The 23944-nt window shown below is 48.9% G+C and carries 24 protein-coding genes; 17 read left to right on the plus strand and 7 right to left on the minus strand.

All coding sequences use genetic code 11. The features are described 5' to 3' along the window. The 4 genes from NTV65_01645 to mgtE all read left to right on the plus strand — a co-directional run. A partial coding sequence (locus NTV65_01645) for a hypothetical protein (GenBank protein ID MCX6113904.1) occupies positions 1-261 on the plus strand: 261 nt, incomplete at its 5' end. Between the two features lie 355 nt (positions 262-616). Then, positions 617-2299 (plus strand): alpha-glucan family phosphorylase, encoded by a 1683-nt coding sequence (glgP, locus tag NTV65_01650; GenBank protein MCX6113905.1) that lies wholly within the window; start codon positions 617-619, stop codon positions 2297-2299. Continuing rightward, on the plus strand, positions 2296-3183 hold the full coding sequence (locus NTV65_01655; GenBank protein MCX6113906.1) for an alpha/beta hydrolase: 888 nt from the start codon (positions 2296-2298) through the stop codon (positions 3181-3183). Before glgP ends, NTV65_01655 begins: the two co-directional genes overlap by 4 nt. A gap of 219 nt (positions 3184-3402) precedes the next feature. Continuing rightward, entirely contained in the window at positions 3403-4773 is a 1371-nt protein-coding gene (mgtE, locus tag NTV65_01660; GenBank protein MCX6113907.1) for a magnesium transporter, read from the plus strand. Here the strand turns inward: mgtE and NTV65_01665 are convergent. From NTV65_01665 to pckA, 3 genes are all read right to left on the minus strand, one after another. After that, entirely contained in the window at positions 4753-5706 is a 954-nt protein-coding gene (locus NTV65_01665; protein ID MCX6113908.1) for a lytic murein transglycosylase, read from the minus strand. The two genes, mgtE and NTV65_01665, sit on opposite strands and share 21 nt — an antisense overlap. Further along, positions 5703-6722 (minus strand): hypothetical protein, encoded by a 1020-nt coding sequence (locus NTV65_01670; protein ID MCX6113909.1) that lies wholly within the window; start codon positions 6720-6722, stop codon positions 5703-5705. Before NTV65_01670 ends, NTV65_01665 begins: the two co-directional genes overlap by 4 nt. Positions 6723-6793: 71 nt before the next feature. Then, a complete protein-coding gene (gene pckA, locus NTV65_01675; protein ID MCX6113910.1) occupies positions 6794-8395 on the minus strand; it encodes a phosphoenolpyruvate carboxykinase (ATP) in 1602 nt (533 codons plus the stop codon). A gap of 183 nt (positions 8396-8578) precedes the next feature. Here pckA and NTV65_01680 point away from each other — a divergent pair, with 183 nt between their 5' ends. From NTV65_01680 to NTV65_01705, 6 genes are all read left to right on the plus strand, one after another. Next, on the plus strand, positions 8579-10138 hold the full coding sequence (locus tag NTV65_01680; GenBank protein MCX6113911.1) for a hypothetical protein: 1560 nt from the start codon (positions 8579-8581) through the stop codon (positions 10136-10138). 68 nt (positions 10139-10206) lie between these two features. Further along, a complete protein-coding gene (locus NTV65_01685) occupies positions 10207-11070 on the plus strand; it encodes a hypothetical protein (GenBank protein MCX6113912.1) in 864 nt (287 codons plus the stop codon). Positions 11071-11103: 33 nt separating this feature from the next. Then, the gene (corA, locus tag NTV65_01690; GenBank protein ID MCX6113913.1) at positions 11104-12168 is read left to right on the plus strand and encodes a magnesium/cobalt transporter CorA; all 1065 of its coding nucleotides are present in this window, start codon (positions 11104-11106) and stop codon (positions 12166-12168) included. A 27-nt stretch (positions 12169-12195) separates the two neighbouring features. Beyond that, complete coding sequence (locus NTV65_01695) at positions 12196-13422, plus strand: pyridoxal phosphate-dependent aminotransferase (GenBank protein MCX6113914.1); 1227 nt, start codon at positions 12196-12198, stop codon at positions 13420-13422. After that, positions 13419-14213 (plus strand): VacJ family lipoprotein, encoded by a 795-nt coding sequence (locus tag NTV65_01700; GenBank protein ID MCX6113915.1) that lies wholly within the window; start codon positions 13419-13421, stop codon positions 14211-14213. Before NTV65_01695 ends, NTV65_01700 begins: the two co-directional genes overlap by 4 nt. Beyond that, the gene (locus NTV65_01705) at positions 14210-14623 is read left to right on the plus strand and encodes an OsmC family protein (protein MCX6113916.1); all 414 of its coding nucleotides are present in this window, start codon (positions 14210-14212) and stop codon (positions 14621-14623) included. Before NTV65_01700 ends, NTV65_01705 begins: the two co-directional genes overlap by 4 nt. Here the strand turns inward: NTV65_01705 and NTV65_01710 are convergent. Together NTV65_01710 and NTV65_01715 are read right to left on the minus strand one after the other, a co-directional pair. Beyond that, the gene (locus tag NTV65_01710) at positions 14620-15051 is read right to left on the minus strand and encodes a RidA family protein (protein MCX6113917.1); all 432 of its coding nucleotides are present in this window, start codon (positions 15049-15051) and stop codon (positions 14620-14622) included. The two genes, NTV65_01705 and NTV65_01710, sit on opposite strands and share 4 nt — an antisense overlap. A gap of 62 nt (positions 15052-15113) precedes the next feature. Continuing rightward, positions 15114-16676 carry a hypothetical protein gene (locus NTV65_01715; protein MCX6113918.1) on the minus strand — a complete coding sequence of 521 codons (1563 nt, stop codon included), beginning with the start codon at positions 16674-16676 and terminating at the stop codon, positions 15114-15116. Between the two features lie 206 nt (positions 16677-16882). Between NTV65_01715 and NTV65_01720 the strand changes: the two genes are divergently transcribed. After that, positions 16883-17107 carry a transposase gene (locus NTV65_01720; protein ID MCX6113919.1) on the plus strand — a complete coding sequence of 75 codons (225 nt, stop codon included), beginning with the start codon at positions 16883-16885 and terminating at the stop codon, positions 17105-17107. An 85-nt stretch (positions 17108-17192) separates the two neighbouring features. Beyond that, entirely contained in the window at positions 17193-17903 is a 711-nt protein-coding gene (locus tag NTV65_01725; GenBank protein ID MCX6113920.1) for a transposase, read from the plus strand. Between the two features lie 20 nt (positions 17904-17923). Here the strand turns inward: NTV65_01725 and NTV65_01730 are convergent, their stop codons facing one another. Both NTV65_01730 and NTV65_01735 read right to left on the minus strand, forming a co-directional pair. Continuing rightward, the gene (locus NTV65_01730) at positions 17924-18394 is read right to left on the minus strand and encodes a transposase zinc-binding domain-containing protein (GenBank protein MCX6113921.1); all 471 of its coding nucleotides are present in this window, start codon (positions 18392-18394) and stop codon (positions 17924-17926) included. A 6-nt stretch (positions 18395-18400) separates the two neighbouring features. Then, entirely contained in the window at positions 18401-19012 is a 612-nt protein-coding gene (locus NTV65_01735) for a hypothetical protein (GenBank protein MCX6113922.1), read from the minus strand. A 553-nt stretch (positions 19013-19565) separates the two neighbouring features. Between NTV65_01735 and NTV65_01740 the strand changes: the two genes are divergently transcribed. The 5 genes from NTV65_01740 to NTV65_01760 all read left to right on the plus strand — a co-directional run bounded on the left by NTV65_01740 (position 19566) and on the right by NTV65_01760 (position 23927). After that, positions 19566-19820, plus strand: coding sequence for a hypothetical protein (locus NTV65_01740; GenBank protein MCX6113923.1), 255 nt, complete (start codon positions 19566-19568; stop codon positions 19818-19820). 59 nt (positions 19821-19879) lie between these two features. Next, a complete protein-coding gene (locus NTV65_01745; protein ID MCX6113924.1) occupies positions 19880-20473 on the plus strand; it encodes a hypothetical protein in 594 nt (197 codons plus the stop codon). Between the two features lie 117 nt (positions 20474-20590). After that, positions 20591-21370 (plus strand): Scr1 family TA system antitoxin-like transcriptional regulator, encoded by a 780-nt coding sequence (locus NTV65_01750; GenBank protein MCX6113925.1) that lies wholly within the window; start codon positions 20591-20593, stop codon positions 21368-21370. 159 nt (positions 21371-21529) lie between these two features. Continuing rightward, complete coding sequence (locus NTV65_01755) at positions 21530-22588, plus strand: Gfo/Idh/MocA family oxidoreductase (GenBank protein MCX6113926.1); 1059 nt, start codon at positions 21530-21532, stop codon at positions 22586-22588. Further along, positions 22575-23927, plus strand: a complete 1353-nt coding sequence (locus tag NTV65_01760) for a DegT/DnrJ/EryC1/StrS family aminotransferase (GenBank protein MCX6113927.1) — start codon at positions 22575-22577, stop codon at positions 23925-23927. Before NTV65_01755 ends, NTV65_01760 begins: the two co-directional genes overlap by 14 nt. Positions 23928-23944: the final 17 nt, after the last annotated feature.

Consider the following 23944-nt stretch of genomic DNA (forward strand, 5'->3'; position numbering starts at 1 on the left):
TGCTCAGGATCGATGCCAATCCGCTACGCGGTAAAACTCATAACTGGAGAGCCGGATGCGGGAGATCCGCCAGTCCGGTTCGGAGGGAGGGGAGGGGCTAATGCCCCCTCTTCTACCCCTATCCAGTGGGGAGGAGCTTACGCCTTAGCGAAGCCCTGGGACCGCCACTCTCCAGAGTGGCTAGGTATAAATGTTCAGGTTGACGATCCACTTCATGGCCGGTCGGATACCGGCGTTCCCAGGGGAGGGGCTTACGCCTAGGCGAAGCGCTGGGACCGCCACTCTCCAGAGTGGCTGGGTACAAATGCTCAGGTTGACGATCCCTTCATGGCCGGTCGGATACCGGCGTTCCCAGGGGAGGGGCTTACGCCTTAGCGAAGCCCTGGGACCGCCACTCTCCAGAGTGGCTAGGTACAAATGCTCAGGTTGACGATCCCCTTCATGGCCGGTCGGATACCGGCGTTCCCAGGGGAGGTGCTTACGCCTAGGCGAAGCGCTGGGAACACCGTTATCCAAATACTCCCCTACCGATCATCGGTTTCTAGGAGGCGCTTAGGCTGCTAGGATGGGGAAGGAACGAGATAAACTGTTCAAATAACCAAGGGTCTTAGTCCGTATGTCAAAAGCAGTTGCATATTTCTCAATGGAGATCGGTATTCATCCTGAACTGCCTACCTACTCTGGTGGGCTTGGGATCTTGGCAGGTGATACGATCAGGGCAGCAGCCGATCTAGGCGTCCCCATGGTTGCCGTAACTCTTCTACACCGCAAGGGCTACGCGCGGCAGAGCTTTAACAACGAAGGATGGCAGATGGAGGCCCCCGAACAGTGGGATCCAGAGCAGCTCCTGACAAGGTGTCAGCCGATTATCGAGGTACCGCTAAGAGACCGCCTCGTGCGGGTACAGGCCTGGAAGCATATCGAGGTCGGAGCTAACGGGCAGGTTGTTCCGATCATCTTTCTCGATACCGATGTAGTTGAGAACGATCCTAACGATCGCCGCATTACAGACTCACTCTACGGAGGCGATCAACATACCCGCATTCTGCAAGAGCTCGTACTAGGAGTTGGTGGAGTACGGATGCTGCAAGCGCTCGGATACCCTGAGACTACGATCTACCATATGAATGAAGGGCACGCGGCCTTTCTACTCTTAGAGCTTATACCGCAGGGTTGGGCCTTTAATATGGAGAGTGAGGTAGAGCAGGTTCGCCAGCGCTCTGTATTTACAACCCACACCCCCGTAGAGGCTGGACACGACGTGTTCGCAGCCGATCTGCTTGAGCAATACCTAAGCAAAGAGCATCTGCAGAAGGCCTTGCCTATCTTCGAAAACAACTCCCTTAACATGACCAAGCTTGCGCTCCGTTTTTCAGGTACGGTAAACGCCGTATCACGCAGGCACATGGACGTTACAAAGCAGATGTTTCCAGAGGCCGAGGTCGTTGCAATTACAAACGGTGTGCACGCGGTGCGTTGGACCGCACCCCCCTTTGCTAAGCTCTTTGATCGATACGTGCCAGGTTGGCGACAACGCAGCGAGCAGCTACGCCAGGTTACTATCGTACCGACCGAGGATATTCAGGAGGCGCATAGGGAGGCCCGCGCCAACCTGCTGCAGAAAATTCAGGAAAAATACGGCGTGTCGTTTGGAGGCCCTGGGATCCTGATCGGATTCGCCAGGCGCTCAACTGAGTACAAGCGCCCGATGCTGCTCTTTCGTGACCTGCCGAGATTGCAGGCGCTCGCTGCGCGCTTTGGTCCGATTAACATTGTGTTTGCCGGTAAGGCCCACCCACGAGATGATTGGGGCAAACACCTGATCAAACAGATCCATGATATCGCACCTAAAGTTGGGGATCTGATCCGTGTTGCATACCTACCTAACTATGATATCGATCTGGCGGCCTCTCTTGTCTCCGGTGTTGACCTATGGCTCAACACCCCAAGAGCGCCCCTTGAGGCCTCCGGTACCAGTGGCATGAAGTGCGCACTGAACGGCATTCCGAGTCTCAGTATCGCCGATGGTTGGTGGATTGAGGGTGGAGTGCAGGGAGTTACCGGTTGGGTGGTGCGTAGCCCCCTTAATGATGGCGGAGTAGCGGCGATCGATCAGGACGATGCTGATGCTAATGCGCTCTATGAGCAGCTTGAACACCATGTATTGCCCTGTTTCTACGAACCTTCGGCACGTTGGGCTGAGGTGATGAGAAACGCTATCGCACTCAATGGCTCCTTCTTTAATACCCACCGCATGGTCGACCAGTATCGCATGATAGCCTATGAACGGTTTGCGTGAGTGCGAAGGATGTGCGCCATAACGAAATAGCCCTAAAACATTCAAACGGGCGCGCTATTTATGCCAGCACCTTCGGAGCCCGTGATTTTAAAAAAGTAGTTTTCTATAGCCACGGCTTTCCGGCGAGTCGCTTCGAGGCGACTTTAGCGCACCGCGTTGCGCTTGAGATGGGACTAACGATCATCGCACTCGACCGCCCCGGATTTGGGGGCTCTGAGTGGTATCCAGAGAGACGCTTTGAGGATTGGGCAAGTGACGTAGAGTTAGTGGCAAACCATGTCGGGGTGCAGAGCTTTGGAATCCTTGGTGTATCCGGGGGAACTCCGACGGCGGTCGCTGCTGCTGGATTACTCTCGGCACGAGTAACGAGGCTTGTAATAGTGAGCGGAGTTGCTCCGATGGTAGATTCCAAGGCCCTAGAGGGGATGAATATCGCTAATAAAGCTCTGATACGGTTAGGGCAGCGCTATAAAAAGCTTGGACGCCTCTTAATCGGCTCAATCGCTACGATCTGGCGCCTTATGCCGGGCTCAGTTGCGCTCTGGTTTGGAACCCTACTCCCCAAACCAGATATAGAGATCGTATCACGCCCCGAGGTTTCAGTAGTGCTAGCGCGAAATATGCGGGAATCTTTGCGGCAAGGGATCAGGGGTGCAGTGACAGAATTTATGCTACTGATCTCTGATTGGTCGCCGTTATTAGGGCGTGTTACGGTACCAACCTCTATTTGGCACGGTGATAAAGACACCTATGTGCCGCTTGGCATGGCCATAATTCTCGCTAATAGCATTAAGGACAGCAATTTTCATACGGTAGTGGGTGGTGGACACTTTATGATAGTTGATAGACTGACCACAATTCTGACAGACTTTGTGAATAAGTAACTGGTCACGGTAGTTTAATGTCGCAATTCAAGCTACTCAGATTACGGCGAAGTTTCATAGGTAATTCGATTGGTCGTCCCCTGATCGGGGACGGCAGATTTTGTGACCAGTTAATGTTTTCACCCCCGATTGGCTCCGCAAATCGGCCCCTTAGGGGCTATTGAGTGTCATTACCGTATGCGAATATTTCTGGAATATGCTGACTAGTTACGTGAATACATGATAGATCTTACTTCAGTTTTGCCCCTTATAGCTGAGCGCAATCTTCATGCGCTGCGTGACCTATTGCTCGATGTCGCACCGGTTGAGATTGCAGAGCTCCTGCAAACCCTCTCCGATGAGGAGCGGGTACTTATATTTCGTATCCTGCCGCGTGATAAAGCCGCGCTGATCTTTGCCGAGCTTGATGTAGATGTGCAGGAGCTGCTGCTGAGTGGGCTGGGTGACCGACAAACGGCTCGGTTACTCGATGAGATGGCGGCCGATGATCGTACCGCACTACTCGAAGAGATCCCTGCTGAGGCAGCGCGCCAACTGCTTACCCTGCTCTCAAAAGAGGAGCGTGAGGTTGCGCTCACCCTTCTCGGATATCCTGAGGGCAGTGTTGGTCGACTCATGTCGCCAGACTATCTTACGATCCACTCCGACTGGAAGGTGCGCGAGGTACTCGATCATATTCGTGGCAATGGCCAGGAGAGCGCCTCACTAGATACCTTCTACGTTGTGGATGCCAAGGGTAAATTGGTTGATGAGATCTCCATTAAACTAATCCTGCTTGCATCGCCCGATCAAGAGGTGGCAGCGCTAATGAACTTCACCTTCGAATCGCTCGATGTGCACTCATATCAGGAGCAGGCGGTCGAGCTTTTTCGCAAGTACGATCGATCAACCCTGCCGGTGGTTGATTCCGCTGGAATCCTGCTTGGAATCGTTACAGTAGATGACATTCTTGACGTTGAGGAGCAGGAGGTCACCGAGGATATTCAAAAACTCGGAGGTAGCGAAGCGCTCGAAGATCCTTATATCAAGACCCCCGTTGCAACCCTTATTAGAAAGCGGGCGCATTGGCTGGTTGTGCTCTTTATCGGAGAGATGTTGACGGCATCGGCGATGGTGGAGTTTGCCGATGAGATCCAACGCGCTGTTGTGCTCGCACTCTTTGTGCCCCTTATTATCTCAAGTGGTGGAAATTCGGGTAGCCAGGCATCAACCATAATCATTCGAGCTCTCGCGGTCGGCGAAATTCGACTTAAGGATTGGATTAAGGTCTTCCAGAGAGAGTTAACGGCCGGCGCGGTACTCGGTCTTCTGCTCGGTACGCTAGGATTTTTTAGGGTAGTAATCTGGGCACAGTTCTCTCCTATGTATGGAGAGCACTGGTTGGCGCTAGCCTTTACAGTGTTCTTCTCACTTACCTGCGTAGTGGCTCTGGGAAGTATCTCAGGGGCGATGCTCCCCTTTATTCTCAAGCGGCTTAAATTTGATCCGGCAACATCATCTGCACCATTTGTTGCAACGATAGTGGATGTGGCGGGCCTTGTTATCTACTTTACTATCGCGGCGATGCTTCTAGCTGGCAGGCTGCTTTAGGGCCGAGGGCTTATTTGGGAGCTTAGTTGGTTGGGGGGAGGGACTGTCCACCTCCTTGCGAATTCCAGCGCTCAGAGCTAAGACAGCATCGATATAGGTCTCACTCTTGTTGTATCTCCAGATAATTGAACGCCTCTCCGCCAGAGATAAATCTGCTCGGTAACCGTAACCGCTCAGGTAATTGGCTACAGACCAGGCCGCGTCAATAGGGCTGTAGAGCGAAACGTGGCCGTTCTTATCTCCATCAACTCCAAAACGCAGAAATGCTGAGGGCAGAAACTGCGGCAAGCCAAATGCACCAGCGCTTGATCCGGTTACCTTAAGTACCGGCACATTATTACGCTTACCGATCTCTATTAAAGCCGGGATCTCTGGCAGAAAGGTCGTTTCAAGATAGCGCCCGCGCTCCTTTAGCGCTTCGAAAGTTATGCTGAGGTCCTTTTTTCTCTGAAGCTTATAATTGTGCGCCAAATTATCAGGCGCACAGACCGAGGCTAGGCGCGAGAGCCTGTAGGCCACCAATTCATGTCCGGTATTTTCTCCTATGCGGGACTCTATAACTAAGATAGCTACGATCGTTTCTGGCGGAATGTGTAGTTTCTTTTGTATGTCATCGAAGAGCGTTTTATTTTCTCGGATAAAGTTCGCTCCGAGCAGTAGAAACGAAGTGCGATTAAAGTTGGTGTATATAGAGGATGATTCACGAGGCTTTACAGAGAAGGGCACAAAGGTAAAACGGGGCATGTGGGGATTTTTATAAATGTGGTTAATGTCCTGTTCCTTTACGCCGATATCGCGTAGTCGTCCAACGAGATAATCCCAGCCACGATAAGGTGAGTGCGGTGAAGCGGAAGCAACATAATTTGTAGATAGTGAGAGCACAACGGCTGCAAAAATTGCGTAGGTTCTTCTGATAACAGAAACCGTAGTCACCGCAGCCGCCCGTTGCTAGGTGTTGCGTTATAAGCGAGCGAGCTCAGTAGTGCTGCTGGACCAAGCGAGCGATCCTTTAGACGAAAATCAGTTTTGAGCAGCACCTCCGTGCAGTGCTCTATCTGCGCCATTGAGAGCCGCTTTGCTAGCGGCAGATACTTGGTAAAGAGCCAGGGAGTTAGAGCGAGATCGTTCCGTATATCCTGCTGAGAGAATCCACGGTCCAGCAGCGTACGGATTCTAAAGATGGTAACGAATGTTTTCGTAAGAAGCCCCATTAACATCATTGGGACAGAGCCCTGATTCAGTAATTGATGTAGAAGCACCTCGGTTTGTATCCGCTTCGAGCCAAGGAGTGAATCGGCGAGTGTAAAGTCGCTGGCAATCGAGCGCCCCGGCTCTAGGGCGCTTAGCGCAACGGTCGTCGGAGGGTCGCCGTTCAGGTAGAGAGAGAACTTTTCAATTAGGTGTGTGATGTCATCCGGATCCTCTGTAGCGAGTGAAAGGACCAACTCAACTACCTGATCGGGGGCATCTTCAACGCCGCTCTGTCTAAGCTCCTTTTCAGTCCAGCGTGATAACTCTGCGCCTTTTAGCTCCTCAAAGGCGCAGTGGATACCGAATTTAGCGATCTCTTTTTTAAAATTGGGACTATTCGGTAGGCCATCACCGATTAGTATCAGGTGTACCCCCTGTATCTGCCGAGCGATAAAGGCTGAGAGCGGTTCAAGATCAATTACCTTGGCTTTTTCAAGCGAGCGAAATACGGCGAAACGGACCGGTTCAAATAGCGAGGGCTCACCGACATCATTCAGGAAGGAGGAGATAGTTAGGCGCCCCTGCTCTCCGAATGAAAAGGTCGAGGGCCTTGAACCCTTGCTGATAAACTGATCGAGAAGGTATACGAGCGCCCGCTCACGCCGTACCCGATCAGGTGATGTCACCACCAGGCAGAGCGGGCAGACCTTGCCACTAACAATTTCCTTAAGGCGCACAGCAGCGCTTGAAGCTCGCATAGGTGGTATCTAAGATAGCGTTTAAGGCTAGGATAGCTCTTGGGTGGCGTCGCCCGCAAGGGTCGAGAGGCCTACCCTTTTGAGCCCACAGCTACAGGAGAGGCACCCCGGACCTCAGCGCTAACGCCATCGGCATAGCTCTTAAAGTTGTTAATGAATAGGTTCGCTAGCCTGTTAGCCGCCGCATCGTAGGTGGCCGTGTCCTTCCAGGTGTTTCTAGGGATAAGAACCTCAGAGGGCACCCCCGAACAGGCGCTAATCACATCAAATCCAAAGACCGGATCGCGCTGAGTTGGGGCCTGTAGCAGCTCTCCACTATGAATAGCGTCGATAATCTTGCGTGTTAGGCTCAGTTTCATGCGAGAGCCTGTTCCATAAGCACCCCCCGTCCAGCCGGTATTAACCAACCACACGTTTGCCTTGTGCTCACGCATACGGGTTGCAAGGAGCTCTGCGTACTTGGCCGGATGCCAGACCAGAAACGGCCCACCAAAGCAGGGAGAGAATGTAGCCGAGGGCTCAGTCACTCCGACCTCGGTCCCAGCTACTTTAGCAGTGTAGCCACTGATAAAATGGTACATGGCGTGTGGAGCCGAGAGCTTGCTGACCGGAGGGAGCACTCCAAAAGCATCACAGGTCAGAAAGATAATATCTGCAGGGTGCCCTGCTACGCACGGAATTTTAGCGTTACGAATGAACTCTATTGGATATGCCCCACGCGTGTTCTCTGTAATCGATGAATCATGGAACTGCACCTCACGGTTCTCCTGATCGAGCACTACGTTCTCAAGTACTGAGCCGAAACGGAGCGCCTGAAATATATCAGGCTCCGATTCCGGTGTAAGGTCGATAGCCTTTGCATAACAACCCCCCTCGATGTTGAAGATTCCGGTGTCTGACCAACAGTGCTCGTCATCTCCGATTAAGAGCCGCTTCGGATCCGCGGAGAGCGTTGTTTTGCCCGTTCCCGATAATCCGAATAGCAGGCTTGAGCGATCTGAACTTTTATCCGCCGTTGCTGAGCAGTGCATCGAAAGCACCCCACGCTTCGGCATCAGGTAGTTCATGACCGTAAAGACCCCCTTCTTCATCTCGCCGGCATATTCGGTGCCGAGTATAACGAGCTCGCCCCTTTCAAGGTTTAGATCGATACTGGTCTTTGAGGTCATGCCGGGTGTGTGTCGATTGGCAGGAAATCGACCGGCGTTAATGATAAGCAGATCCGGATTTCCAAAGTTATCAAGCTGAGCTTGAGTTGGTCGGATCAGCATCGTATGCATGAAGATGGCATGGTAGGGACGACAGCAAATAATGCGAACCTTAATCTGAGAGGCAGGGTCCCAGCCTGCAAATCCGTCGAAACAATAGAGCGTCTCCCTGGTATTGAGGTAATCAACGGCACGCTCACGATTGATCTCAAATATGTTTGGATCGAGCGCTACGTTAACTGAGCCCCACCAGATGTTACCCTCTGATTCTGGATTTTTAACGATGCGCTTATCCTTAGGGGAGCGACCAGTTTTAGCCCCCGAATAGGCAACTAGGGCCCCGGTCGATGCGAGGCGTGTGCCAGGCTCGTGCAGGATCGCCTCTTCATATAGCCGGCATGGAGCAAGGTTGCGATAAACGGTTTTTACGGTTATTCCGTGCTCGACTAGGGAAAAATTCGACATAATTGCTCCACCTGCACAGGGTCAAGATCCGTGTTTAATCCAGCACTTAGGGTAACACAAAGGAGCATCTACTATCAAAGGCCTTGTCGCAAGTTGCTGAAATAGCAGGCTATGTGTGCGCACATAGCGATTTTACATATGGTACGGTTGGTGCCGAGATGAGCAGTATCTGAATACGAATATATGAATATAGAGCCCTCGACGAAGAAACATACTGAACCTCCAGTAGCCCAGAACAAAGAGTCATGGCAGGCGCTTTGGCGCGATCTATCTCGCAGTGATGATGGTGTTCTACGCAGAATTCCTGATGTAGTAGAGAGCAAGATCGTGCAGTTAAGGGAGCTTGAGCAATCAGGCGATAATTACAAGAGGATAGAGGCTAGCGGATATATTCTCAGGCAGCTTCACACTGATCTAAAAATGATTGAGGGCGCGAATGAATACAAGCAAGCTAGTGAGGTTGATCGTAGAGCGGTCGTACAGGCCTGGGCTGATTACAGCTGCTCGACGAGGAATTGGGGCAATCTGTATGAAGCTATTAGTTCAGTTAAAGATACACGTGTGCTTGTAGCAGTTGTGGCGAATGAGATCTCAGGGCGGCCAGATTCTTTTATCGGAGCACTTCACAAGATAGAGGCCCCGCACATTCTATTTAAGGTGCGCGAAATATTTCACCTATTAAATAAGTCCCCTGAACTTCTGCATGGCAAGGGTGCAGAGGCGATGGTTGATGTAGCGGTATTATTGTATCGCCACGGTACTATCACTGAATTAGACTACGCGCATGCCCTAGGAGCTTATGCCAAATCACCAGAAGCATCTATTCATAAGGCGATAGATCAGATACTGCTTGCCGATGGTTTACTGCCACAAAATATAGCAATCAAAGCAGAAAAGAAGTTGCAACACCTAGGAGAGATGCTTGCAATAGCTATTGAGGTAAGCGACTACCAGGGGATAATCCGGATCCTGTATGGGCAGCCTGCTGTTATGTTAGGTGCGGCGCCTGCCTTTATAGAAAAGTTGACAGAGGAGCTTCCAGCACTTTCTGCGATAACAATGCTGCAACAACTCTGTTTTCAGACGATAGAAGCAGAGGAACAGGTCGATAAAGACACCTTTTTAAACGCGCTGAATATAATCAGGCCTGCTTTAATCAACGCTATCAATAAGCTTCCTTTGCCCGATGCTTTGGAGATAATAGAACACTTAGAACCGCTACTCTTTCGGGAGGGATGGGGGCAGAATCTAGGGCCCCTCTGGCGGCTTATCTCTGATGGGACAGATAGCGATCGCGCACCGTTGAGGACCTCCTTGATGCGACATATCCTGAGATCGACTGAGGTCTTAGATGAGCTGTGCGCACGCTGCGAACTAAAGGCGAGCTCTAACTTTTTTAATACTAGCTTGGAGACGATAGCAGGGTCGTTACAGGAGCTACTGAGAGATCGCAGAGTAGCGGGAGAGCAGAGGATATCTGACCGCATGTGTATAGCAGCGCTAAAGATACTGTTTAAGCTTGGTAAATCGATGCGCCAGGCAGCCCCTGAGGTAGGAGCATTACTAGGAGTTCCTGTGGTAAAGCTGCCCTGGATTGGACCTGTCTGTCTTCCCTTTCGAATTAAGCCCGATGAATGTCCAGCGGTGATTGCAGCGGCAAAGTTTGTGGTTGAACATATGGCCGGGCATCTAGGGTCGTTTTTTGGTAATGGGCTTAGAAAGCGCGGGATTATAGGGGGGTAAAAATACCCATTACCAAAAGCCTATTCAATGATAGTGTGGGCTATTATATCTAACCGCATGCTTGAGTGATGTCTAATCTAACTCCAGATCCTAAAAGAGATGATAATCCAGTACCTGTGCCCTCTGGTGCTATCGAACGAGGGCTTGAGCTCTCAGATCTTAGGGTGCCAGGAGAGGCCTTGCAACAGCGAGAGCTTTTTGTTGAATACATAAAAAGTTGCCGCACAGGTTTTAGTGGCCCAAATCGCTTGATAGACAGACCTAGCAGGATGTCGTTTGAGGATCTGAACTGCTTTGCGCATCTAGAAGAGAGAATTAGGGATAATATTCATAAAACTGTCCTGGCGCATGTCGCTAGAAGAGACGGGGATATAGAGGAACGAGTTGATGTGCAGGTGAGGATCTTGCATCAAGTTGTTGCGGTTTCAAAGGTGCAACGCGAGCAACACCTCTTTGTCGATGTGTTGGGAAGCAATCTCTCCTCAATTATGGCATGGAGGGGTTGCATGGAGCAGTTTGTGACGGGGCCCGTAGCACTGCATCTCTATACATCGGACTACTACCAATCAGGGCAGATCATTGCGAGACCGATTATGTCGCAGCCTGCATTTAAAGAGGCGGTTACAAATCTCTCTAGGTTGGTAGATGGGCAGATTCAGGCTAGCAGTGAGTCGAGTAGGGGCAGTGAATCGAGTTGGGGGATGAGATGGATAATTAGCGCCGTTAATTCTCATCATTCAGCGCTTTTAGATGGGGTGCAGGTAGGCCGCATTAAAGCGAGCGATCTTTGTAATTTTAGGCACGTTCAGAGGGAATCCTCTACGAAAGAGCTTTTCTGTTTTGAAATTGGTTCAGTAGAGTATCAAGCAGAACTTACATTAAATGAGGAGCATAAGCGCCCTGATGTCTATCTGTATGCAAGATTCACCTAGAGTTGTTATAGTTATGCGAGGGGATCTTAGCAGATGGCCAAATTAAAAAAACAGAGCGCTAAGCCGGTTGGGGCGTCGCCAGGGACGGTGACATACATCGGGCCAGCGCGGGACACGCCCGTAACTATATCCCGTATCCGTTACAGCGCAGATGGCTACGAGCAGCCGCAAAAGATCGAGCTTAACGAGTGCATTCCCGAGTCGAGGGCTAGCGGCGTTACCTGGTATACGATCGATGGAGTGCATAACGTCGAGATCCTCCGTACAATCGGCGAAAAGTTCAATCTCCATCCCCTCGTAGTTGAAGATCTTGCAAACACCTCTCAGCGACCCAAGCTAGAGGAGTTCGATGGATATCTCTTTATCGCCATGAAGATGGTTACCTATGATCGCGCAAAGTCAGCGATTATGGCCGAGCATATCAGTATTGTTTTTGGGAACGGCTACGTCTTGTTGTTTCTAGAGGACGAGGGGGATCTTTTCGAGCCGATTCGGCAACGTATTCATACCGGCAAGGGGCGCATAAGAAGGTTGGGGGCAGATTATTTGAGCTACGCCCTGATCGATATGGTGGTTGATTGCTACTTTCAGGTCTTAGAACAGATCGGCGAAGTTATTGAGCAGGTTGAGGAGCAGGTAATTGATAGCCCAAGACCGAGCACTCTGAAAGCGGTGCACAGACTAAAGCGCAAGCTCATATCTCTTAGACGGGCTGTCTGGCCGATGCGCGAGATAGTTAACGACCTTATTCGGGATGAGTCTGATCTAGTTAGTGCAGAGACGCGCCTTTTTTTGCGCGACCTCTACGACCATACGATCCATACCATCGATACCATCGAGACCATGCGAGATATAGTCTCTGGAATGCTCGACGTCTATCTGTCGAGTCTAAGTAATAAGCTCAATCAGGTCATGAAGGTGCTGACCGTTATATCGAGTATCTTTATCCCCCTGACCTTTATTGTAGGAATATACGGCATGAATTTTGAGTACATGCCGGAGCTTGCTTGGCGTTGGGGATATCCGGCCGTAATGATCGCTATGTTGATAGTTGCATCTTTGTTTATGCTTCTATTTAAGCGAAAGGGCTGGATCTAAGTAACTGATGAAATGGACCCGTATAGTATGACAATCCCACATCTCTCTCACCGCGCCCGTAAGACACCACCTTCACCGATTCGGCGCTTGGCTGGGATTGCACAGCAGGCAGCTTTAAGGGGCACGAAGGTTTATCGGCTTAATATCGGCCAGCCGGACGTTCCGTCTCCAGTAGAATTCCTTGCAGGAGTTGCTCAATACCGAGAGAAGGTGGTCGCCTACGAGGCATCTGAGGGCAGCCAACACCTACTGACCTCCTGGTGCAGCAGCCTTAATCACGACTATGCGATCGGAATAACGCCTGAGCAGATGCTAATAACTGTTGGGGCGAGTGAGGCCCTTATTTTTGCATTTATGGTCTGTTGTGATCCGGGGGATGAGATCCTAATCTTTGATCCAACCTATGCAAATTACATAGGATTTTCGGCCATCTCGGGGGTCAGGCTTATTCCGCTGCCATGTGCACTTGAGGATAAGTTCGCTATTCCTACACGCGAAGAGATTGAGCGCTATATCTCGCCGTACACGCGCGCAGTGCTGGTGTGCAACCCAAATAATCCAACGGGAACGGTCTGCAGCGATGATGAGTTGAGGATGTTGATTGAGGTAGCTCGCGAACGCGACCTATTTCTGATAGTCGATGAAACATACCGTGAGTTTGTCTACGATGGGGTTAAGCCGCGTTGTATATTTGAATTGGCTCCACAGGACCCCCGTATTATCGTGATTGATAGCCTCTCGAAGCGCTTTAGCCTGTGCGGCGCGCGCATCGGATGTTTGATGACCTGGCATGCGGAGCTACGCCAGGCGGCGTTTCATATCGCGCAGGCGAGGCTGGCGGCTCCCAGTATAGATCAGATCGCGGCAGCACAGATGCTCGATACCATCTCTCCCGAGTATCTCCGTAGCGCGCACAGAGAGTACTGCGCGCGGCGCGATGTGGCGGTTAGTGCGTTGTCACAGATTCCAGGCGTTGTTACCAATACGCCCCAGGGCGGTTTTTATCTCCTTGCGGAGTTGCCTGTTGCTGACGCAGAGGACTTTGCAACCTTTATGTTGACCGACTTTTGCTTTGAGGGAGCTACTACCTTCGTTGCCCCAGCGGCCGGGTTTTACATGCGGCAGGGGGCAGGGAAGAGCACAATACGAATTGCGTTCGTGCTTAATCGGACCGATACTGAGCGGGCTATTAAGATTCTGGGTGAGGGGCTGATAGCATATAGCAAACGGCAAACAGGATTGGGAGAGCGATGAAGAAAGAAACGATATCTATACTAGTGGTCTCACTACTAGCTCTCTGCTTTAACAGCACCCCTGGATTTGCAGCACCAGAGGAGCCGTACGATCCGATTGAGGATATTAATCGCGACATTTTTTCATTCAATAACGGGGTGGATGAGTATGTGCTGGAGCCGGTAGCCAAGGGGTATCGAAATAATGTTCCGGATGTTGTTAGGACCGGCGTTGGGAACTTTTTTCTTAACTTACGCTATCCCTCGTATCTGGTTAGCGACGTAGTACAGGGCAAGTTTGTTCAGGCACGCGATCACACCGGAAGATTTCTGATCAATACAACTATCGGTATCTTCGGCATGATAGATTTTGCAACAGATATGGGGCTTCCCGATCACGACGAAGATTTTGGAATAGCGTTGGCGTACCACGGGGTTCCGGCGGGTCCATATCTAATGCTACCTATATTGGGCCCATCTAATGTGCGTGATGGGGTGGGGCGTATAGTTGATGCGTTTTTAGATCCGATCGGATGGGTCGGTTACTCCTCTCTATCATCTGGAACAAAGTTAGTGATTGCTGGATCGGCGCTTGGATTGAAGTTAGTTCATACCAGAGCTGGACTGCTGCAGGCCGTGGAAGCCGCCAAAGAGGGCTCGGTTGATTACTACCTCTTTATGCAGGGTGCCTACTATCAACACCGTCAGGGAGTTCTTACCGATGGTAAGGATGATGATGAACTTGATTCCCTTGCGGGCGAGGGGGATGATATCTATGAGCCTGGCCCCCTTGATAGCGAGAAAAAACAATGAGCGTTGGTATAACTGGTAGGTATATAGGATCCAAAAAGATAGAGCTTCGGCATGAGCCATCAGGCTCTATTCTGGTAACCGAGGCCCCAGTGGATAATGGCGGAGAGGGGCAAAGCTTCTCACCAACCGACCTGGTTGCAGCGGCTTTTGGCTCATGTGTGCTAACAACTATCGCAATCGTAGCCGATCGCAGCGGTATTAACGTAGATGGAATGCATATGCAGGTTGATAAGCACATGCAACAGGAGCCCCGTCGAATCGGTGATATGCCGCTTAAGATTCATCTTCCGGCGCAACTACTAGAGGATCAACGCGCAAAGCTTGAGCGTGCTGGGCGCTCATGTCCGGTGCACAGGTCTCTGCACCCAGAGGTGCGGGCCGAGATTACATTCGTTTACGACGTAGTTTAGTAATCAATTGAGAAGCTCTCGGCTTCAGATGCGCCGCGGATCGCTTCAACCTCGATCTCAACGACTAGGCGTGGGTCGACTAACTTTACGACCTGCACCATACTGCTAGCTGGACGGACATTTCCAAAAACTTCGCGATGTGCGCGAGCATAATCATCCCAGCGTGAGATGTTCGTAACGAAGAGCCGCGTGCGGACAACCTCCGTTATCTGAAAAGAACGGCTTGAAAGCACGGTTTTAACGACCGATAAGATATATTTAGTCTGTTCGTATGGATCTCCAGGAGCCGTTACCTCACCCTTGGAGTTCATCGCAGTTGTCCCAGAGATAATAAGGCGGTCATCTATCTGTACCGCTCTTGAGTATCCACGTAGTGGCTCAAGAGGGGAGCCTGAAAATATATTTGTTCTAATAGTCTCTGTTGTCATGGCTAAAGATTCGCACACTCAGATCGCTCCGTAAAGCACTCAGGAGATGTTGAGTATAGGTGCTATATTTTATTGAGCATCTCTGATGGTGGTGTCAGATCCTTTCTAATTAATAGTTCGATATGATCTGAGCCAAAAACCTTACCGGATGAGAGTAGCGCTAGGTCCTCCATCGATACCGGCGAAAGGATAATCCTGGTATACCTTTCAGCAACATTTGAGCTTAGCAGCTCTCCTAAAAAGCTACTTAAACCTAGTATAATATCGGGATCCTGTTGAGCTGCGAATCTTGATGGTACGGCCCCAATATAGCCGGCTGGGCGTTGTAATGGCACGGCTAAGGGGTGGAAGGGGAGGGCTGCTGGGGTAACGAGTCCAAGCCCGTCTATAATCTCTCCGGTGTATGTATAACCGAGCGCCCCTATCTCTGGAGCCATTATACGCCGGCCAGGGAAGCTGCGTTGCAGCTCTCTGCCGATGGCCAGCAGGTGCTTTGCACGGGCACCGGATTCAAATAGAGGTGAGAATTCGATTCTGAAAGCTCCGGCGACAAATAATGCGGTTGTAGCTGTCAGGGGGAGTAGCGCAAGGTAGCCGAGAGAGCTGATGAGCCAGCTTTTCGAGAGCGTAAGCCACAGCGCTGCGCCGTAAAACGGAAGCATCATAAGGGGCGTATACCAGGAGAAAACCAAGACATGCTTCACTCCGTATAGGGTCAAGATAATACCGCTAGCTAGGAGAAAAATGCATGCTTCAGGATAGCGCGTCCCCTTTGCTTGCAAGCTTTTGCCTGAGGAGACAGTAAATGGCAGAATGCATAGCAGGAATGTGATAAGCGCTACGCTACATGGCAAGATTGTGCCAGATACCTTAGAACCAAAGGTTGCTAGAGAGAGGAGCTTTACGAATTCGGCCGTTGTGATCTGATACACGATAGCTTTTGCCGCTGCTGTATGTGGATAGATAGAGCCAAATAGTAGCAGCTCAAAGGCTATAAATGCGGCTAGCGGCACAACGCCCGCCGTGATCTCAAGCAACGATACGGGTCGTTTCTCTCTCCATCGGTGGATAGCAAATAGCACCGCAAAGACTAGGCACTCTGGACGTGTAAAGACTGCAAGCGTTACTGGGATGGCCCATAATGTGTTTTTGCGAGAGAGCGCTACGTACGCAATTCCGACCAGCAGTAACGCAAGTGGAGTTTCCATTAGGGAGAGGCTGGCGGAGATCATTGCCCCCCAAGCCACCAATAGAGCCAGGATCCAGTAGAACGATCCAGTTGTTTTTGTTGTAGAGCTAAAGATCGTTGCCCAGGTGATGCAGGTAGCCGTTATTATGAAACTGTTTAGGATCGATACGGCTAATGGCATAAGCTCTCCCAATAGCGAGAGGGGTGCTAGTAACAGTATCCAGAGGGGTGAGGTGCTTCCCATTACCGCTATCAGAGGATTGTAGTACGGGCGTCCATTTTGCCAGAGGTTTCTGGCGATCCTCATATGGATGTAGGCGTCATCTTCGGCATAGGGCAGATAGATTAGTTGGAGAGTTACGGTAATAATCAGGAGAGTAAGTGCCGCCACAATTTGTATGGGCTGAAATAGTTGCAGGCGGCATCTGTAAGACATGTCTGATCTCGTATAGGTAGGTAGCAAGCCTACACCAGAAATAATAGATGGTCATCGCGTACTTTTCGTGGTCGGGTGTATACTGAGGCTCTCAGTACCAACGTAAGCGATCACCGGAGTCCGTCCTTGCACTGAGCTGCACGAATATCGAAGACTACCCCCACGCATTGCAGCATAGGGCTGCGAATTAAGACCGAGGGGATAAGATGGAAACTACTTATAAGAAGAGCGCGCGTAGTCCAGAGGAGTGGCTCCGGATTATTGAGGAGTGCAAGGCGAGCGACCTCACTGTAACCGAGTACTGCGCGCAGACCGGAGTGGGCGTTAGCCACTATTACAGGTGGCGTCGAAGGTTGCATGGGAAGAACGCACAATCTAAGGGTAGCAAAGGGGGTTGGGGCATTTACCGAGTTGTCGGCTATCCCCGTTAAGAAGGCTGCCCCCGCCACCGTCCCAGTCTGGGCGGTCAAGCTAGAGCTCTTGAGTGGCGTAACGATCAGAGTGCGCGGATAACTTATGTTTCTGCAAGCATGCGAGCGCAAGGTCTACGCATACAGCGAGCCGGTTGATATGCGTAAATCGTTTAACGGGCTGATCTACCTACCAGTTGTAAAGATAAAGGAGGGTGGTGCGATACATACGGCAGCGATGCCCCCGATGGTTGTGGACCGTAGCTTCTCTGATGTGAGCTTTTATGCCGAGATGTTGGTTGATAAGTTCGTGTACCACATCCCCCTCAACCGGCAGTTTGAGACGTTGAGGGTGGATGGGATTATTATCAGTCGAGTAACGTTACCGAGCCAGAGTATGCGCGCCATTATGCTGTTAGAGCCTGTGTATCAGGCGCAGGCTAAGTCGGTGCTAGAGAGCTCTGTAATAGCGATGGATGACACCTGGATGAAGGTTGGGGTGTCATCGCCTGGCAAGATGCACAAGGGAAGGGGCGCTTCTGGCCGATCTACGACGACAAGGACGAGATCCTCTTTCCGTACGCTGAGAGTCGGCGTAACGAGATGGAATCAATCCGTATACCTATCTGGTCGACGTGCTACAGCGTATTCAGACTCATCCGATACGGGATGTGTCGCAGCTTACGCCGCGGCTGTTGATTTTCTCACTGGAAGGGGCATTTTGCGGCTGACCCGATGCCATCCCCACTTGAGTTGGTGCAACGACAAAAATCAGGGGCGGCGCCTCAAAATAAAATCGTGCTTGCTGCTTAGGTAAGGACGGAGTCCGATGATCGCCTACGTAAGCACTTCGAGGTTAATCTCTGGGAATCTGGTAAATATGCCGTCTCTCCAGTAGCCATCGGCAAGGAGTCCATGAAGGTGCTGATGATAGTTTAGCGCCTCGCCCGCTGTCTGCACGGTAAAGATAGCGGCGAGTTCACGCTCGTCGATACCCAGCACTTGAGAGAGCGCACCCCAAACTGCTCGAAAGAGGATGGTGTTAAGCTTGCGGTCGTACTTAAAGAACACCCTGAGACGTTTTGGGATAGTAAAGACTGTGTGACGATGCGAAATATCTTCTAGCACCTCGCTGTAGATGTGCTCTGCGAACTTTACTGATCGCTTCGCTCCGCAGGAGGGACATACGCCGCGACGCTTGCAGGAAAAAGCTACGAGGAGTGAGTGCTTGCAGCCGTCGCAATATACCCTAGCGGCACAGTGCGCGAGTATGCCGCAGTTGAGGTATTTATGAAGAGTTTTTAAGATTTAAGTTCAGATGTCTATTTTATGATAATTTTGCGCTTCGAATTCATGCACTTTATTATTTACACACGGTATATATATGTTACTCACGGCATATTCAGCGTCGCCTCCGATAGCAAGAGCCATGTCGCTTAACTTTACTACATCGTCGGCTTCTACTCCGTTAACAAATATAGAAATTGTCAAAGGATCCATAAAATGAGAATTAAGTGAGAGAGATACCGGTCCGCCTAGTTTTAGACAAGAATTAGAGCGTCGTAGCAACCGAACTACGAGTAGACGACCTTCAGAGTCTGTACCAAACATCTCTTCAAGCCACGAGCACTGTTTGTAGATGGCAGAATCTAACGCGCTAGCCATACTTCTATGCATCCCTTGAAGATGTGGCTGGTATTCCCCATCTCGTGTTTCTTGCATTGCACGGATTTTTGCATTACAAAGCAATTTGCAAAGGCCTTTCACACCTGGACTCCATCCGAAAGTGCCAACACCATAAAATGCTCCACTATTCTTCCCTCGAATCGAGATACGCTTATGAGAATTGATGGGATGTGAGAATTCTGTACGTGATAATTGGATTTCCGAACCGTCATCTATAAAATGTAGAATAAACTTACTCATATTAATTTCCTCGATAAAAAACTATAAATCTCCAAACCAACACCAATCGATTTTCTACATTGATGTATAGCAATACAGGGATGAGCTCGATCTCAAAAATAGCCGCTTTGTTCTTGATCTTCCCTGCTTGTCGATTCCGAACATATCTAATAGCCAGAGGGTGTCTTTGCAGATTGCATAATCCAAAGAAGACGCAGGGCTGCTCCGTGACCTTTTAAAGCCCCAGCAGTTTTCCCTCGAACAGATCTGTTATTTTGGTTTAAGTGCGCATAGTAGAATTCGCTTCTAGATAGCGAGTAGTTCTGTTCAGAATCAAACCAAAGCGTCAATAGATTCATAAGCCCCCTTGTCGTTTGTTAAAAACTTGATATTTTTATAACAGACTTGATCGGAATTACATAGTCTTTTTTTGTGACTATGAGATGTAAGCGGAATATTGCTTTAACTATTTAATAATAATAGTGAATGTAGGAAATAGTTGGTCATAAATTATTGATTGACATAGTCTTATTAAGTGACTATCGTCTTGTGACTTTAATAATATTGGAGGACTATGGTCTTGAAATTTGAAATTCTTGCTAAAGAAATTGCACCTGGTCATGTTGTTACGGATAGTACGGGCTGTAGTGGAGGGCAGTGCCCTGCAGTTCTCACCTGTGATGATGGAAGTCTTATCGTTGTAGGGAATAGGCTCACCAGTAGTGAACTGGCAGCTCTTGAAGGTGGGGGCCAAGTCAAGGTTTATGAACATGAGTTTGCTATAAAGCTGAATCCTGAATTGATAAGGAAAGCTGCTGAAAAACTATAGTTAAAAGGGGGGGGATGTTTGCTAGCTGAACATCCCCCTATTTAGAGAAGTGAGGTAGTATGGTCCAGATCGAAACTTTAATCAGCCGGCCAGTAAAAATTTCTCCTGATGAGTGTTCTGCTCTCGTGTCGCAGGCAGATAGGGAAGTGTTTAGGCTAGAGACGCTTGACTCTTATAATGTTCCCTGGGATGACGTAATGCTTCCTCAATATCTTTCGGGTCAATCTTTACCAACACTTGAAGACCCGCGTTGGACTGAGTGGTTTGCAGATATAAAAACGGCTGCGAGCAGCGGAATGTATTTAAAGAGAGTGCATATTGTCCCAGAGGTGCTTACACCTTATTTGCGTTATGAGATCGAATGGGGGTATCAACTATATAATCAACCTAGTGGTGAGAAGGTCTATATAGCAGTTAGGGATGATAAATTGCACATGGCTTTGAATGAGGACTTTCAATTGATTGACGATCGGTCACTTATCTATGTTCGATATAATTCTGACAATTCATGGGCAGGTTTTGAACGTGAGAAAAATCAGGCCCTAGTTGCTTCAATTGTTCGGCAGAAAAATAGCTTGCTTAATTCTTGCATTCCACTATCCGAGTTCCTTGCTTCGATGCGAAATACATCACTTACAATAGCTCGAGAATAAGGTGTGTTGTCGTTTGATGATAGAAGGTCTTGCGGAAATCGTCTCCGCGATATTCGGAAAGAACGAGGAATTAATAGTCCTAGTCGCCTTTCGCAGTTGATGTCACATAAATATAGCGTGTCAGGAATACTGAAACGCGAGCGGGGTGAAATCAAAATTGATCTAGAATATATAACTGATTATTGTTTAGCGCTTAGGATTAAAGGAAAAGAAAGGGTTCGACTGATTGAGCTTACAAAGCTTTTTTTGTTGCAATTTGATCCTTGGCAGCAATCGAAACAGGGTGTCACCCAACTTCAGCTAGACTTTTGGAAACGATTACTTGCCAGTGATTGTTTTTTTGAATTTCAAAATTCTGTAATCTGCGGAATATTACAATCCGAGGAGTATCGATATGAAATCTTGCGTAGCCATGGAGTAAATCACGTAAATGCTTCCATGGGTGCAAAACAAAGATTTGATTTAGCTCAGGCTCTCCTAGCTTCACGTGTGACTGACTCTTCAATGAGGCTAGTTGGGCCCGAGGAAGTTCGCCTCGTAGTCCATGAGAACGCTCTATACCAAGTCATTGGATCTTCTAAGGTAATTGCAGATCAAATTGAATACATGATGAATCTCAATTTAGGGAGAGGTTTGGAGCTCCGTATTTTACCAAGAGAGAAAGCAGTATCGAATATTCCTTTGATGTATAGTTTTTCTCTTTTTGATAATACTCTAATTTTAATGGAAGCCGCTACGGGAGCTGTATATTCCGCAAATGCTGAGTCAATTGAGAGAGTCCAAAAGGGAGCCAGCTCAATCTTTGAAAATTCGCTATCTGGTCAAAACGCTAAGACGCTCCTGTTAAAGGCTCTTGCTTACCATTCTAAGTCGAATAATACAGCTTTTTTTGAATAGCCATGATGGAATCGTTTATAAGATTTCACTTCTGAATCCTTGGCAGGAAAGCCTCCGAGTAAAATCATGCAAATCTACACTCGCGTCAAGATGTCCTACTAAGGGCCACGACTATTAACACACCTATTGGAAAGTGGGTATACAACTAGAAGAATTAAAATGTTAAATCAACAAAAAACATTTTCAGAAAAATCTAACCAACAGTCCGTCGCCATAATCGGACTTGGGAACCAAGGACTATGTCACTTTGCCGCTGCCAAACGCCTAAAAGAAGAGGGATCGATCGACTCTATCGCTGTTTGCGATATTGATCAGCAAAGACTTAATTCATGCGGAGCGGATTTTGCTTTTAATGCTATAGATGAACTTTTAGATACAGTACCTTGCAATCTTGCGATAATCACTTTGCCCAATGATATACATTGCTCGACAGTGGAACGTGCCTTGCAGGCCGGTGCTCATGTATTAAAGGAAAAGCCTTTGGCAATTTGCAAAAACGATCTAGATCGTCTTTTGCTAGCCTCAAAGAAATTCCAACGACGTGTAATTGTTGCACAACAGAGAATATTTCATCCGACGTATGCTCTTGCTAAAAACTGGCTAGAATCGATTGGAAATGTTCGCCTATTTGATTACACTTTTTGCTTAAATGATCAGCGTAATTCTTGGTATTGGAGCGCCCACAAAGGTGGTGGGTGTTGGTTTGGACTTGGCTGGCATGCTTGTTGGATGGTGCAAAACTTTCTCGGAGTAATTCCGCGACTATCTCTAAAAACCTTGTCAGGAAAACAACGCGCTTGGCCCTATGACACTGACGATACATGCATAGTACACGGCGTAACTGATTCCGGAGCAGCCATTCGCTGTCTCCTAAGTGTTAGCTCTCCAGCAAAGAAAGAAGAGCTAATTATTGAAGGAAGCAACGGTACAATTGTTTTTACACGATCCCATCTCTCTCGCTTCTCGGCATCTGGAGAGTTACTAGAACAGGTCGAAAACACCGATAAAACCGAGGATTTATACACAAGACAACTGCGACAAGCACTCAGTGATGTTGCAATTGAAAGTTCTGGGGTCGACGCACTCGCAATCGAGATTTTTAAGAGCCAAATGTCTGCTCTTAGCCCGAAGTACACGCGCCAAGCACCAAAAGAGAAAACAATTCAGATTTTTCTCGAACATAATTTAGAACAAGAAGAAATATATGCAAACAGATAATCAAAATAGAAATAAGCTAGCACAGTTTGGGGGAACGCCATGCATCAATACTCGTTCTCCACACGAAGTGTGGCCACCGCCACCAACAACCGAAGAGTTAGATGAAATTTGCTCGCAGCGTAGACGGGACATTAGTATCAAAGGCCGCTCAAGTATCATTCGTGAGTTTGAAGAGCAATTTCTTTGCTTCCTAGAGGGGCATAGAAAATATGCCGTTACCTTCAATTCAGGCACATCAGCATTATTCGCCGCATATTTTGCGTTAGGTGTGACAGAAGATGACGAGGTTGTTGGGCCAGCTTTGACTTTTCATGCGGCGCTAAGCCCCGCTTATACACTCCGCGCCAATGTAGTGTTAGTGGATATCGACGTTAATACCCGGTGCATTGATGTAAATAGAATTGAAGAAGCGATTACAGGTAAGACACGCGTAATCACAGTGGTACATCAGTGGGGTCATCCTGCTGATATGGACCGCGTCATGGAAATTGCGCGAAAACATAAATTGTACGTAATCGAAGACTGCTCGCATGCACACGGCAGTCGCTATAAAAGTAAGCCTGTTGGAACATTTGGTGACGTTGCCGTGTTCTCATTGCAAGCAGCAAAGATGATCTACGCCGGAGAAGGAGGCATTCTCGTCACAAATTCTGAGAGTGTTCATGATCAAGCAACGCTTTTAGGGCATTATAGAGATCGAAGTCGGGATGAAATTAAAGATCCACTTCGACAATCTTATTGGGTCACCGGATATGGTCAGAAGTTTAGGATGTCACCTCTCAATGCCGTGGTAGCTAAGCACAGCTTGAGACACTTCCCGGAGAGAAAGAGACAGCGACATTTGGCGCTTGAATATCTTTCATCGCAATTAAAACAATTTTCGTTTCTATCGATACCTTCAAGAAGCACAGATATCGATATGGGAGCATGGTACGGGTTTAAACCTCTTTATAACCCTGAGGCGCTGCATGGAATTTCAATCGAAGTGTTTCTACGAGCTTTGCAGGCTGAAGGACTAGAGATATCGATGGCTTCGGCGCCGGTTTTAGCGACACAACCGCTATATTCATCGGAGCGAAATCCTCTGTTCCCTAACCACAAAGGCAGAAAAATCGCTAAGCGATTCTCCCTTAAAAATGCTGAGTTGGTGCAAGAACGGTCGCTATCACTCCCAACATTTAACTCTTGGCCAAATGACAAAGCACTCATTGATCTATATGTGACTGCTTTTGAAAAGGTCCAAAAAAATGCTGGGGCTCTTTATGAATATTATGAAGGGGGAAAGCAACAAAAAATTGATGACCAGCAACAATCTGAGTCGCGATTAGCAGCAAACTAAGAAAGTGCAATAACGAT

The organism is Pseudomonadota bacterium, assembly GCA_026390555.1.
Classification (GTDB): Bacteria; Bdellovibrionota_C; UBA2361; order UBA2361; family OMII01; genus OMII01.